The sequence below is a fragment of the Aliiglaciecola sp. genome (assembly GCF_039982535.1).
GTDB lineage: Bacteria > Pseudomonadota > Gammaproteobacteria > Enterobacterales > Alteromonadaceae > Aliiglaciecola.
Genome location: NZ_JBDWYG010000038.1, coordinates 45,842 through 58,608, shown reverse-complemented (window position 1 = coordinate 58,608; position 12,767 = coordinate 45,842). Strand labels below are relative to the sequence as shown.

Genomic DNA, 12,767 nt, shown 5'->3' with positions numbered 1-12,767 from the left:
CTTTGGTGGCTCCTGAACCTCATCTAATGTGGCTTAAATGATAGTGAACGCAAAGTAAGCCCAACAAAACTTTAGTAATTTTGACGCCTTTTTAAAAAGATAATCCATTGATAAATTCCAATTCTCAAATCAAAAGAAATATGGCACTTGCATGGCCTCTCGCATTTAACGCCTTGCTAGTTCAGTCCATGTTGATGATTGATACATTGTTAGTTGCACCTTTAGGTGAACTGCCAGTCGCCGCCATGGGCATTGCCACCACTATTGTTGCTTTTGTATTGGGAATTGAAATCGCAATTGGCAACGGTATACAGCTTCTGGTTGGTCGCGCATTTGGTACAAAGAGCCAAGCCGAACTTGCTATTGCCTATTGGTCAGGGTTAGTCATAAATATCTCTACTGCTTTAATCTTTATGCTCGTTTTAACCTTGTTTAGTTCTCAACTCGTTGCCGGCATCACCGATAACCCCGAACTCGCAAAATTAACCGAATCATACATTTCAATTATTAAGTACATTGTATTGCTCACCGCATACACCCAAGTGAGTACGGCATTTTGCAATGGCATAGGAAATACTATGGTGCCCCTTAAAGGATTTATGATTGAACTGCCGGTGAATGCACTATTAAGTTACTTCCTCATCAATGGTGTAGCTGACTACCCAGGAGTGGGATTAGAAGGGGCAGCCTGGGGAAGTTTGATTTCAGTGCTTTTAAGAGCTGTATTTTTATTCTTTGCCCTTAAATTAAATAAAAAAGTGGACATCACTTATCCGGTAAATAGACCACTACTCACTGAAATACGACCGCAATTCGCCGAGATATATCCCATTGCAGCTAACTTTTTTGTTCTATTTGTTGGCGCAACCGTCTACCAATTATTATTTGCTCAATTGGATCTATACGCTTTTGTAGCCATTACTTTAATCTTTCCTTGGGTACGTGCTGGCACCCAATTTCCAAACGCTTGGGCTCAAGCTTCTGCAATCAGCATCAGTCAGGCATTGGGGCAAATAGAGAAACAAGACCTGAAATTGTTCATCGCTAAATGCATTAAAATCGGCATGATCATATCAATTGTAATCGCCCTAATCTTTTTGATTTTGAGCCAGAATATTCAGTATATTTACCCAGATATCGAGAATGAAGTGCAAATGGCTTTATTGCTCATAGCTCCGTTGTACATGATTCTACCGATAATCAGAGCCTACAATACTGTGACGGGAAATATTCTACGAGCTTTAGGAAATAGTAATCTAGTATTAAAAATTCACTTTATCACCCAGTGGGCGATTTCGCTGCCAATATGCGCACTTTTAATTCTACATTTCGAGGTTTCAGTGTTTTGGGCATTTGCAATGATACCCATAGAAGAACTTCTTAAAGTGCTTCCGTTTTACCGTTACAAGCAATTTTATATAAAGCGTTTAATTGCCCAATAAAAAAAGCGCCAGAGGCGCTTTTTTTAGTAATACCCGATGATGTTATTTACCAATAGTAAGGTTGGAAACAACATTTCTCACATCATCAGTATTTTCAGCAATAGTAACTGCTAACTCACGCTCAGCGTTTGAATCAAGCTCTCCGGTGAGGGTTACAATACCGTCTTCAACTTCAACTTCGATATCGGTACCGCTAACTTCTGACTCAAACAGTAGGCGTGTTTTCACTACCGATTCTACTTTAGAATCTTTTAAAGATTGCATAATTTGCGCTGTGTCAGAATCTTCTTCATCAGTGATAACTGTTAGCTGGTTATCAACGTCATCTACACCGTCTAGGGATAGCATAAGTTCTTCGGCCAGGGCTTTGTCTACATCGGTGTTAACTTTACCAGTTAAGACAATAACGCCATCTTTAACGTCAGTATTAATATCGAAAGAATCTAGATTGCCATTGAACAGTAAAGTAGTTTCAGCTTTACCATCAATCCATGCATCTTTTGCTTTATCTGACCATTCGTTTTCTGCGTTAGCACTCATTGAAGCAGTTGTTAAAGCAGCGGCTATAATTAGTGAACAAGTAGTACGTTTCATATCAGTCTCTCCTTTTTGTTTAGACACTTTTACTAATGCCAATTCAATGCCAACACGTAACCACTTGATTATTATGCTAATTTTAAAAATTAAATATTAACCTCGAAAAATGTCATGTAGTTTTGAAATACTCAAATGTAATTTCTACAGCATTAAAAGAAGTAAATTTGAAGGTGTTAATGGCATTGGAAACAGCGACGTTTAGTCTAAGTAGTATGGTTTATCATAAGGTTGAATAACCTTTAAGCCGTGAGTTCGGCAAAGGTTGAGGCATCTAACTATTGCCAGTAAATTTAAAGTGAATATTACTGACGATGAATGGACTGGCGGTCTGAATGACTTAATAAATCAAAACTCCACCAATCAGTTTGGTTAGGACTGCAATGATGTAGTTTTAAGTAAGTTTTTAACTTTGAGCACACTTTTAGTGAAATCTTCTGAGTCTTGCTCGGTATATTGAACATGTTCTTTTCCTTGCTCAATTGCCACTAATTGGCGCAGGATAATCGAATGAATATCAGGTTTATCAGTTATCGAGGCAATGCGGTATAAACTCTCGACTAATCGGATACTTACCGCCACAGAACTTACAGAATACTGGCGAATCTGATCAAACGCAGAATTAGCTACCCCCTCAAAATCATAGGGATTTCGGCGTAACCTCAAAATACCATCTTGATCGTAGTATTCCCCTGAATGTAATTCTTGTTTTGATATATTGCAAAGCACTACACATAACTTATCAACGCAAGTAATCGCCGTATAGGGATCATTAACCCCAGGAGACAGAGCACGCACGGCAATTTCTACCATTTGATGTATTGCATACTCGGGATCTTGAATCGGTGTTCGATTACTGCCGATGACACAACTTTGATTTACAAGGCTAGATAATCCATCTTGGATAGGTTTTAAACTTTTCAAAGTCGCTAGTTCAGCTCCTTCATTGATCAAATGACCAGGTCGCCATTTAAACTCAATAAAAAGATCATGTTTGCTGGCAATTTCCAGCAATTTATCATTACTCAACAGCTGTAAATAACCACTTTGCTCAGCGAGTATTGTCAAAGTATAAGAAAACGTTTTTCCCACCTCTTTACCTAATTTAGGTGTAGTCTCAGCACAGAATAGAGGCTCAAGGGAATGGTTAATTTCGTCGCAAAGCTCGTTAATGACGTTATCAGCTTGAATTGAGCGTGAAACATGATGAATAAAATAGATAAGGACAAAAACACTAAATAATGTCGCTAACAGACACCAAATAATAGCCAAACCCATTTTGATGCCCTGATTTGAATCTAAGCTCATGGAATAAATTAGCACCAGACAGTATGAAAATATTGATATAAAGGTTCCCAAGACCACTTGAGTCCCTCTGTCGTCCATAAAATTACGAATTAAGCGCGGACCGAATTGAGATGAAGCTAAGGTTAAGGTAACAATTGTTATAGAAAAGGCGATACTGGTAACCGTTATCATTGAAGCGGCGATGGTGTTGAGTAAGGAAAGCAAGGTGCTTTGCTCGGTTTCGTATAAAAAGGGAAGCCAATCTAACTTTCCCCAGGCTTGAGCATGATCAATCCAGACCATTAACCAAGCTGAAAAAATGGAAGTAATAACCATTAATAGTGGAACGAACCAGAAACTAGTTTTTATTGAATCAAAAAGCTTGTCTAGACTGGCTAGGTTTTTCATTAATAGTTCCTTTTATCAAACCAATTCCACTGTATTGTGAAAGCGTCAGCCTTGCCTTTAAGCTGCAAGGAAGGCTTATACGTCAGTTTATTTTTTCGATTTTTTCTTGGCAAAAAGCAGCATACTAATGACTAGTATAATCATAAATAAGCCAAAAGAAGCTAAGAACGTATAAATTGGGCTTCCACCAGCAAGTCCCGTTGATGTTACAAAAAAACCAACACTAACTACTAAAGCGATAATTATTAATTTAAAGTCCATAAGTCACCTCGTTTAAAGTACAAAAGGGCTCTAAGAGCCCTTTTAGTTTGCTTGGATGTTATTAATCTTGAGTAGATTAACAGTCTTGATCTTCAGCTTTTACGCCTTCTTTCACATCTTCACAAGCATCCTCAAGGGCGTTACCTGCATCGGTAACCATTTCATCAACACTTTCGCCAGCGTCCTCTGCAGGACCTTGCTCACATGCAGCTAGTGCAAATACTGAACCAGCAACTAATAGTATTTGAAGGGTATGTTTAAAATTTTTCATGTGTTTCTCCGTTACTTTAATATTGTTTTAAATCTAAATAAGTGGTGTTAGCAAAGTTCGCTAGACTTTCGGACCTTTGCCACGTAGTGCATTCGCTATTAGTGAAATCACAAGTAAAACTACGAATACAAAAAAGATAATTTTCGCGATTCCGGCTGCGGTACCAGCTATTCCACCAAAACCAAATACAGCTGCGATAATTGCTATAACTAAAAATGTTAGTGCCCAGCTCAACATAATATTCTCCTTTTGTTTGTGTTCGATATTTGTAATGCGTTTTACATGCCAACTAAAAATAAAAACATAAGATACTGATATATATAGACATAATACAATTCCGGATGATTTGAGTTAAATCGCCTTCGGGGTTTATTTGCAAAAAGTACACTAGCGATAGAAACTTTTTCACATTTGTTATGTGATGAATCTGTACTTAGTTGGGTTTGACTAAAATTAGTAAAGAGGAATGTCTGATAAAGCTAAAGTTTAGAAAAGAGGTGAGTAGATATAAGCCAAGCACAATTAACGTTAACTATGCTTGGCCACGCATTTTTGTTATTCGATGTCTGTAATGTTCACTATAGGATAGTAAGCTAGGTGGGACATTAACAAAAAGTTATCTCGCCAGTATTTGTGCTGCTTGTTTGGCAAAATAAGTTAATATACCGTTTGCTCCTGCCCGTTTAAATGCCAGTAAGGATTCCATGATAACCGCTTCTTCATTTAGCCAACCGTTATCAAATGCCGCTTTATGCATGGCATACTCACCACTGACTTGATAGGCAAAAGTAGGGACTTGAAAGGTATCTTTACAGCGTCGTACGATATCTAAGTAAGGCATACCAGGTTTAACCATAACCATATCCGCACCTTCTTTTAGATCAAGGCCAATTTCATGTAAAGCTTCGTCAGAGTTGGCGGGATCCATTTGGTAACTATGCTTATTTCCGCCCTTTATGTTACCGGCAGAACCGACAGCATCACGAAACGGGCCATAGTAATTAGAAGCGTATTTTGCTGAATAAGCCATGATGCAGGTATTGATGTAGCCATGCTCTTCTAACGCTTGACGAATGATACCAATACGTCCATCCATCATATCAGAAGGAGCAACTATATCTGCGCCTGCTTCAGCGTGGGATAACGCTTGTTTAACCAATACTTCACAGGTTTCATCATTTAATACATACCCAGTTTCATCGAGTAAGCCGTCTTGCCCATGGGAAGTAAATGGGTCAAGTGCCACATCCGTCAACACTGCAATATCTGGCGCATTCTGCTTAATTGCTCTAACCGCTCGCTGCGCTAAGCCTTGTGGATTAAATGCTTCACTCGCACATTCCGTCTTTATTTCCAGGGGCGTTACCGGAAAAATAGCAATGGCTGGTATGCCAAGCTCGACTAGCTCTTTGGCTTCCTCTACCAATAAGTCTATTGATAAACGCTCAACACCAGGCATAGATGGAACAGGCACTCGTTGTTGTGTTCCCTCGACAACAAACATAGGGTAAATGAGATCCTTCACTGATAAGGTATTCTCTGCCATCATCTCACGGGTAAATTCGTGTCTGCGCATTCTTCTCATACGATTAGCAGGAAACTTTTGTTCGAACATAAAAACCTCTACCTCTTTAATTTTTCAACTTTGCAAATTTCAAACGATATCACGGGGATGTAGATGTATACTTCTGACCCTATTTCGGCCATCACGTTTGGCTTGATACAAGGCTTTATCCGCACTTTCTAGTAGACTTTTTTCATCATCTACTCCGCTTACAACAGTAGAAGCAACACCAACACTAATAGTCACTTTAAGTTGTAGACCATCAACTTCAGTGACCGTATTTTCAATGATTTCTCTGAGCTTCTCACCTAAAGATCTAGCGCCATCGAAATCTGTATTGGGCAAAATAAGAGCAAACTCTTCGCCACCGTAACGACAAGCATCATCGGTGGTACGTTTTAAGTTCTGTTTCAGCACTTTTGCCACATGTTTAATGACCTCATCACCAGCAACGTGCCCATAAGTATCATTAACATTCTTAAAATGATCGATGTCTAACATAATCAACGATAAATCTGAGCGTTCACGTCGGCATCGACGAGCTTCGGCCTGGAATTTTTTATCAAAATGTTTGCGATTGCGGATCCCTGTAAGACTATCGGTTCGTGTTTGCTGCTCTAATTCATTATTTGTTTCGGATAATTCTCGTAAAGCAATTTCCAACTCAAGTGTTCGCTCTTGCACGCTGTATTCTAAACTCTCTTGTGCTTCTTCTTTTAACTTGAGGGCTTTTTCTTGGGCTTCTCTAGCCATTCGCTCTTCAAGTAAAGCAAGCTCTTGATTTTGATACTGCTCGTCGCGTTGAATGGTATATGAGATGACTAAAACAAAGGCCAACATAAAAGTTTCAATAGCCGCGCCTAGCATCACAAAATATTGTGCGGGTATATTGATATCGAGTAAATTCGAACTTTCTAGTCCAGCTAAAAAGCCCGCCACAATTAAAACAGACCATGCGAGTAGATATAAACGAGCAAGTTTGACACCACGCCACATTAGCAATAAAGACACAATAAAAACCAAGAGGGATGAAAAACACAAGGCCACGAGGAAATACATTATGTAGTAGTAATAGGGGACAATCAGACTGGCAAGTACCGATAAGGATATCCACCAAATGGCGTATTTTAATAATCTGTCTAGATTTTGACTATGTTTATACACTTCAAGTAATTGTCGGGTACAAACGCAAGCAAACAAAATAGTCAGAGTAGCGAAAATACCTACACTGCGGCTTTGTAACCATACCCAATCAGGCCAAAGGTATTTAAATCCAACACCATGCATAGTCGCTAAGGTTAAAGCCACAGACACCACATAAAAACTATAACTTAGGAAGCTTGGGTTTCTGGTGGAAACGTAGAAGAATAAATTACTAAGGGCCATTGCAACCATAAAGCCAAAAAATAGGCCTAAAAGTAAATTTTGCTCACCAGAATAAATTAAATATTGTTTTTCATCCCACACTCGCAAGGGTACTTTCAGTGTGCCAGTGGTTTCGACTTTAACAATTACTGATATTCTTTGCTCTGATTCGGGAACTGGGAAGAGTAACTTTTCACTTTCTATCTGACGATTGCTAAACGGGTAACTGTCCCCTTCATGGTATTCGGAAATTAATTTACCACTACTAAAAAACCAAATATCCACCTTGTCGAGCATGACATAGTCTACTTCTAGAATTTTAGGGGTATCACTTAAGTTATTCGGCAGGAAAAACTTAAACCAGTAAGGATGTTTACTCATGCCATACGCTAAAACCTCTGACGTTTCTTCACTCCATTGGGAGTTCTGATAATTGCGTAATTGCTCTATGCTGAGGGAGTTAGTGGTGTCTTCGAGATAAAGCGTACCTCTATTGATTTCTAACAAATAGTCGTTGGCAGAGCCAAGTTTTGCAATCGAAAAAATACTGATTAATCCCAGCAGAATAACTAATCCAATATACCAAGTCTTATGGATGCTCTGCTGGTTATTGTTAGTTTTCAAAATTTGCGCCTACTGCAAATAAATTCATAGTATTTTGCCAACAGCTTTGCTGCAAGTCTTGAAGTTTTTGATTGCGCAAATTCGCAATATATTCAGCAATATGAGGAATATTTGCTGGTTGATTATTGCGGGACTTGGCTTTTAAGGTTTTGGGAAATAAATAAGGAGAATCCGTTTCTAGTAACATTCTATCTGATGGTAACTCCAATACGGCTTCTCTTAGGGATTCACCGCGTTTAGGATCACAAACCCAGCCGGTCACACCAATGTAAAAACCCAACTCCAAGTAGGCTTCCATTTCCTTCAGATTGCCCGTAAAGCAATGAACCACGGCTCCAGCTAACTTAGAAGAATAGGTTTTTAATAGCGCGATTTGCTCAGAGAAAGCGTCTCGTTCATGTAAATAAACAGGTAACTGTAATTCACAAGCTAATTCTAGTTGCTGCTCAAATATCCGTAATTGAGTGGCTGGAGGGGAAAAGTTACGATTGAAATCAAGCCCACATTCACCTATGGCAACAACCTTTTGATTATTTGCCAAATGACTTAATTGCTGAATAAAATCAGGTGTAGCATCTTTTGCGTAATGGGGATGTATACCCGCAGTGGAGAATAATGTTTGCGGGAATTGCTGCGCAATCGAAAGCGCATCCTGACTTTGTTGAACGTCAGTTCCAATAAGTAGCATACCCGTTACATCTGCATTTAGGGCATGCTCAACGACATCTGGCAAGAGCAAGCGCTTGTCAGGTAAATTTATCCCAATATCAAACCAATGTGCCAAACCACTATTCCTTACCCAGAATAAACATACCAATTTTTTATCGGTTTATTATACAGCTGTTAAATAGTAAGTAGTATTGAGGGAGGTGACTACAGGTTTAAATAGCCACCTACTTCATACCGAGATTAATTAATACGCTTTACTCGAATTCGGCGATTTTGGTCGTCTCTTCCTAAATGATAAGAACCTAAAGCCCCTCGCTCAATGTAGATAACATCATTGGCTTTTACTTTAAAGTTAGTGGCCTCTTGTTCACGCCAAAGGTGACCATTGTCCAATTTAAAGATAGCGCGTTTCTTGCCATCTCGGGTGACACTGACCACAGTTGCATAAATCTTATCGTCGGTGTTTTCCGGTAATTTCGCTTGTCTACCAAATTCCGCATTACGCTCGGTTTGATTTGCATTGTCAGGATTAGCATTTTGAGGTGCCGAAGGTCTGTTAGCTGGTAAAGGGGCTGGAACTTGCATCAAATCCTGCACTCCACCATAACTGTTCAATTGATTAACGATTTTGTCGTAACATACTAAACGTTTCAGGCTATTTTGAACTTGCCCACAATTTTTAAGCGCGTCACCAATGGATTCAGCTTGCACAGATATACTGGTTGCGTAAACACTGATTGATAGCACTAAGGTGATTAATTTCTTCATGATACTTCCTGGTTATTTTTTTCTTCTTCTTTTTCAACTTCGTCGTCATCATCTGCATTTGGTGTGTACAAGGCACCAATCATTATTCCAATCTCAAATAATATCCACATAGGAACGGCTAACAATGACTGAGAAATAATATCTGGGGGAGTCAATAACATGCCCACCACAAACACACCAACGATGACATAAGGGCGTTTTGCTCTTAATGAGGCTGCATCAGTAATCCCGACCCAACACATTAAGATTACGGCAATGGGAATTTCAAACGCCAGACCAAATGCGAAAAACAGTTTTAAAACAAAAGTAAGATAGCTACTAATATCAGTGGTAAATGCGACACCGCTAATTTCAATACCCGCAAAAAAGGCGAAAATAACGGGAAAAACTACAAAATAGGCAAACGCGATCCCAGCGTAAAAAAGCAAGGTACTTGATAATAGTAAGGGGGCGATTAACTTTTTCTCATTGCGGTATAAACCTGGTGCGATAAAACCCCAAACTTGATAAAGCACAAAAGGGATAGCAAGAAAGAATGACAACACTAAGGTTAATTTAAAAGGCGCAAAAAATGGTGCGCCTACGTCAGTAGCAATCATTTGGGAATTGTTAGGCATTGCGTTTAACAATGGAGTTGCCAACAAATGATATAAATCTTGGGCAAAGAAGGCCAAAGGTACAAATATCACCAATATACTTAAAACCGCCTTTAATAAGCGGCTACGCAATTCAATTAAATGAGAAATAAAACTATTTGGATCAGACATTTAAGGTTTATCTTTATCATAAGGCTTATTGACAGATTCTGCGGATGCTTTTAATTCATCAACCGTTTTTTGCAGGTCAGGAGACAAATTTTCTAGCCCCTGCTGTTCTGCTTTTTTTAGGTTTTCATGCAACTCATGAACCCGCAGTTGCTCTTCCACTTCCTGCTTAAATCCCGACGCCATTGAGCGCACGCTGCGAAATGTTTTTGCCACACTCCGCATAGCGCCTGGTAGACGTTCAGGGCCAAGCACTAACAGCGCAAGGATACCCACGACCAGTATTTCTAAGAATCCGATATCAAACATAAGCTAGTTTTTCTTTTCAACTATTCAGTTTTCTGATGTTGCTTTTCAGCTTCATTCTGTTGCTGGACATTTTGCTCTTTGGATTCAATTTTCTCTTCAGTTTTTTTTGCCGAGTCATCTTCAAAGTCAGCATCTTTATCGGATACCGCTTTCTTAAACCCTTTTACTGCGGAGCCTAAATCACCACCTAAAGAACGTAACTTTTTGGTTCCGAACAACAGTAAAACGATAACCAAAACAATCAACAATTGCGCCCAACCAATATTACCCATTTGAAAACTCCTATAAATTTAGTAAGGCTATTATACGTAGCTAAATTGAAACGTCACTGGATTTGATACATAGATAAAAAAAGAGCATGATTTATAGACCCTATTTGGAGCAGTAAGTTTGCCTAATTTTAGAATTGTTGCATTATTCTTTCTAACTTTGCATTTTAGTAAAACCGTGTCAGCCCAAGAAGAACAAGCTGTGTGGCTTGATTCCATGCATAAAAATATTTCTGAGTCTGTTTTAGATACCGCTCAATGGTTTGACAACTTTTTTGCCAATGAAAACCTCCAAGAAGACCAAAAAGCACTTGGAGAAGTCCGTCTGCGCCTTGGAATTGAACCGAGATCAAGAAGTTTAGAAGAATTTGAAGCGCGTTTGAAGGTAAGAGTTAAGCTTCCAAATCTAAAAAACCGAGTCGATTTGATCCTGACCGACTTTGATGAAGACCAAGACGATAAAATTGGGAGTAGTGGAAATAGTCAATTTAATCGGGAAGACAGTATCAATTTGGCATTACGTTATAAAGTGTCCCCCGACAGTGGCCTATCCCATAGAATTGGCTTCGGTCGTAGGTTTCAATATTACGCCAAATCAAGATACCGAGATGCATTAAGCTTAAGCAACTCATTGGAGATGCGCTACGACGCTTCAATTTACTATTATAACCGAGATAAATTTGGTACATCCCTAAGCCTGACCTTCGACTACGACTATTCCAAACACTTGTTACTGAGGTATCACAACCGCTTTGAGTATAGAGACAGAAGCAACGATTGGTTATGGCAGCATAGTTGGCAAGGGTTTAAACAAATTAATGATACAAGTGCTGTCATCTATGGTTATTACATAGAAGGGATAACGCAACCAAACTACCGCCTTGAAGAACATTTAGTCAGTGTAAAATTGCGCAAACAAACCAAAAGAAATTGGCTATTCTACGAAGTTGAACCTTTTATTTTATGGCGTCGCAATGAGCATTTTTCCGCATCCTATGGTCTTGCTTTGCGTATTGAAGGTTATTTTGGCGAGCGTTGAACACAATTTATGCATCAATGTGCGCCATTAGTGTTTTTCAGCCGTAGCAAATCTTAGCAGTCATATTGTCATCAATAACAAAGGAGGATATATGGGATTGTTAGTAGATGGAAAATGGGTTGATAAGTGGTATGACACAGAATCAAGTGGAGGAAAGTTTGAAAGACAAGCCTCCAAGTTTAGAGCACAAATATCGACTCAACCCGACGCAAAATACACGCCTGAATCAGGACGTTACCATTTATACGTTGCTCTTGCGTGTCCTTGGGCACACCGAGCCCTAATTTTCAGGAAGTTAAAAGATTTAGAATCACATATCGATGTTTCCGTTGTCGCTCCGGATATGTTGGAAAATGGTTGGGAGTTTGCTGAGTTTCCAGATGCCACTGGAGACAAGCTATTCAATTTCGATTTTATGCATCAAGTCTATACGAAGGCTCAGAAGGATATTACTAGTCGTGTAACTATTCCTGTGCTGTGGGATAAAAAAACCAACTCCATAGTAAATAACGAATCTGCTGAAATCATTCGAATTTTCAACTCTCAGTTTAATTCGCTTACCAATAATCATACAGATTACTACCCTCAGGATTTGCGCGAAGAAATTGATGAAATAAATGATCGTGTCTACAACAATATAAACAATGGTGTGTATAAAGCGGGTTTTGCAACGAATCAAATGGCTTACGAGGATGCGGTTATTCCTTTGTTTGAAACCCTTGATTGGCTGGAGCAAAGACTCGCTAAACAGCGCTATTTGGTAGGTCAACAAATTACCGAAGCAGATTGGCGGTTGTTTACGACCCTAGTAAGGTTCGATGCTGTTTATGTGGGGCATTTTAAGTGCAATATTCGCCGTATAGCTGACTATCCCCATCTATCCGGTTATTTGCGAGAGCTATATCAATACCCAAAAGTGGCTGAAACCGTTAATTTTGTCCATATTAAACGACACTACTATTTTAGCCATACCCAATACAATCCAACGCAAGTTATACCCGCAGGGCCAGTAATGGACTTGTGGGAACCCCATAATCGCCATTTATTGCCTTAAATCCCGGTAATAATCCCCCAGTACAAGTAAATTAGCTCGTACTGGGGATTAGGCTGACAAAACCGTTAATATGGCTCTA

The 12,767-nt window shown here is 39.2% G+C and carries 15 protein-coding genes; 3 read left to right on the top strand and 12 right to left on the bottom strand.

The features are described 5' to 3' along the window. The first annotated feature begins 140 nt into the window (after positions 1–140). Positions 141–1,442: an MATE family efflux transporter gene (locus ABJV04_RS09415; protein WP_348491270.1), complete on the top strand. Its 1,302-nt coding sequence runs from the start codon at positions 141–143 to the stop codon at positions 1,440–1,442. Between the two features lie 42 nt (positions 1,443–1,484). On the opposite strand, the gene ABJV04_RS09410 is transcribed toward ABJV04_RS09415, so the two are convergent. The 12 genes from ABJV04_RS09410 to tatA form a co-directional block, all read right to left on the bottom strand. Beyond that, positions 1,485–2,036, bottom strand: a complete 552-nt coding sequence (locus ABJV04_RS09410) for a BON domain-containing protein (protein ID WP_348491269.1) — start codon at positions 2,034–2,036, stop codon at positions 1,485–1,487. A gap of 372 nt (positions 2,037–2,408) precedes the next feature. Beyond that, the gene (locus ABJV04_RS09405) at positions 2,409–3,731 is read right to left on the bottom strand and encodes a DUF2254 domain-containing protein (protein ID WP_348491268.1); all 1,323 of its coding nucleotides are present in this window, start codon (positions 3,729–3,731) and stop codon (positions 2,409–2,411) included. A gap of 87 nt (positions 3,732–3,818) precedes the next feature. Then, positions 3,819–3,992, bottom strand: a complete 174-nt coding sequence (locus ABJV04_RS09400) for a hypothetical protein (RefSeq protein WP_348491267.1) — start codon at positions 3,990–3,992, stop codon at positions 3,819–3,821. 76 nt (positions 3,993–4,068) lie between these two features. Further along, positions 4,069–4,263, bottom strand: coding sequence for a hypothetical protein (locus tag ABJV04_RS09395; protein WP_348491266.1), 195 nt, complete (start codon positions 4,261–4,263; stop codon positions 4,069–4,071). Between the two features lie 60 nt (positions 4,264–4,323). Beyond that, positions 4,324–4,500: a DUF1328 domain-containing protein gene (locus ABJV04_RS09390; protein WP_303471529.1), complete on the bottom strand. Its 177-nt coding sequence runs from the start codon at positions 4,498–4,500 to the stop codon at positions 4,324–4,326. 379 nt (positions 4,501–4,879) lie between these two features. Further along, positions 4,880–5,878: a porphobilinogen synthase gene (hemB, locus tag ABJV04_RS09385; protein ID WP_348491265.1), complete on the bottom strand. Its 999-nt coding sequence runs from the start codon at positions 5,876–5,878 to the stop codon at positions 4,880–4,882. 39 nt (positions 5,879–5,917) lie between these two features. Beyond that, on the bottom strand, positions 5,918–7,816 hold the full coding sequence (locus tag ABJV04_RS09380; RefSeq protein WP_348491264.1) for a diguanylate cyclase: 1,899 nt from the start codon (positions 7,814–7,816) through the stop codon (positions 5,918–5,920). After that, positions 7,806–8,600, bottom strand: coding sequence for a TatD family hydrolase (locus ABJV04_RS09375; protein ID WP_348491263.1), 795 nt, complete (start codon positions 8,598–8,600; stop codon positions 7,806–7,808). Before ABJV04_RS09375 ends, ABJV04_RS09380 begins: the two co-directional genes overlap by 11 nt. 125 nt (positions 8,601–8,725) lie before the next feature. Next, complete coding sequence (locus ABJV04_RS09370) at positions 8,726–9,253, bottom strand: hypothetical protein (RefSeq protein ID WP_348491262.1); 528 nt, start codon at positions 9,251–9,253, stop codon at positions 8,726–8,728. Beyond that, complete coding sequence (gene tatC / locus ABJV04_RS09365; protein ID WP_348491261.1) at positions 9,250–10,020, bottom strand: twin-arginine translocase subunit TatC; 771 nt, start codon at positions 10,018–10,020, stop codon at positions 9,250–9,252. The genes ABJV04_RS09370 and tatC overlap by 4 nt, the downstream gene beginning before the upstream one ends. After that, positions 10,021–10,326: a Sec-independent protein translocase protein TatB gene (gene tatB / locus ABJV04_RS09360; protein WP_348491260.1), complete on the bottom strand. Its 306-nt coding sequence runs from the start codon at positions 10,324–10,326 to the stop codon at positions 10,021–10,023. It lies immediately after the preceding gene. Between the two features lie 20 nt (positions 10,327–10,346). Continuing rightward, a complete protein-coding gene (tatA, locus tag ABJV04_RS09355) occupies positions 10,347–10,598 on the bottom strand; it encodes a twin-arginine translocase TatA/TatE family subunit (RefSeq protein ID WP_348491259.1) in 252 nt (83 codons plus the stop codon). Positions 10,599–10,716: 118 nt separating this feature from the next. Here tatA and ABJV04_RS09350 point away from each other — a divergent pair, with 118 nt between their 5' ends. Together ABJV04_RS09350 and ABJV04_RS09345 are read left to right on the top strand one after the other, a co-directional pair. After that, the gene (locus tag ABJV04_RS09350) at positions 10,717–11,634 is read left to right on the top strand and encodes a hypothetical protein (RefSeq protein ID WP_348491258.1); all 918 of its coding nucleotides are present in this window, start codon (positions 10,717–10,719) and stop codon (positions 11,632–11,634) included. A gap of 91 nt (positions 11,635–11,725) precedes the next feature. Beyond that, the gene (locus ABJV04_RS09345; protein WP_348491257.1) at positions 11,726–12,688 is read left to right on the top strand and encodes a glutathione S-transferase family protein; all 963 of its coding nucleotides are present in this window, start codon (positions 11,726–11,728) and stop codon (positions 12,686–12,688) included. Positions 12,689–12,767: the final 79 nt, after the last annotated feature.

Coding starts and splice junctions, on each gene's coding strand:
- ABJV04_RS09415 (WP_348491270.1), top strand. CDS start 141: ATGGCACTTGCATGGCCTCTCGCATTTAACGCCTTGCTAGTTCAGTCC.
- ABJV04_RS09410 (WP_348491269.1), bottom strand. CDS start 2,036: ATGAAACGTACTACTTGTTCACTAATTATAGCCGCTGCTTTAACAACT.
- ABJV04_RS09405 (WP_348491268.1), bottom strand. CDS start 3,731: ATGAAAAACCTAGCCAGTCTAGACAAGCTTTTTGATTCAATAAAAACT.
- ABJV04_RS09400 (WP_348491267.1), bottom strand. CDS start 3,992: ATGGACTTTAAATTAATAATTATCGCTTTAGTAGTTAGTGTTGGTTTT.
- ABJV04_RS09395 (WP_348491266.1), bottom strand. CDS start 4,263: ATGAAAAATTTTAAACATACCCTTCAAATACTATTAGTTGCTGGTTCA.
- ABJV04_RS09390 (WP_303471529.1), bottom strand. CDS start 4,500: ATGTTGAGCTGGGCACTAACATTTTTAGTTATAGCAATTATCGCAGCT.
- hemB (WP_348491265.1), bottom strand. CDS start 5,878: ATGTTCGAACAAAAGTTTCCTGCTAATCGTATGAGAAGAATGCGCAGA.
- ABJV04_RS09370 (WP_348491262.1), bottom strand. CDS start 9,253: ATGAAGAAATTAATCACCTTAGTGCTATCAATCAGTGTTTACGCAACC.
- tatC (WP_348491261.1), bottom strand. CDS start 10,020: ATGTCTGATCCAAATAGTTTTATTTCTCATTTAATTGAATTGCGTAGC.
- tatB (WP_348491260.1), bottom strand. CDS start 10,326: ATGTTTGATATCGGATTCTTAGAAATACTGGTCGTGGGTATCCTTGCG.
- tatA (WP_348491259.1), bottom strand. CDS start 10,598: ATGGGTAATATTGGTTGGGCGCAATTGTTGATTGTTTTGGTTATCGTT.
- ABJV04_RS09345 (WP_348491257.1), top strand. CDS start 11,726: ATGGGATTGTTAGTAGATGGAAAATGGGTTGATAAGTGGTATGACACA.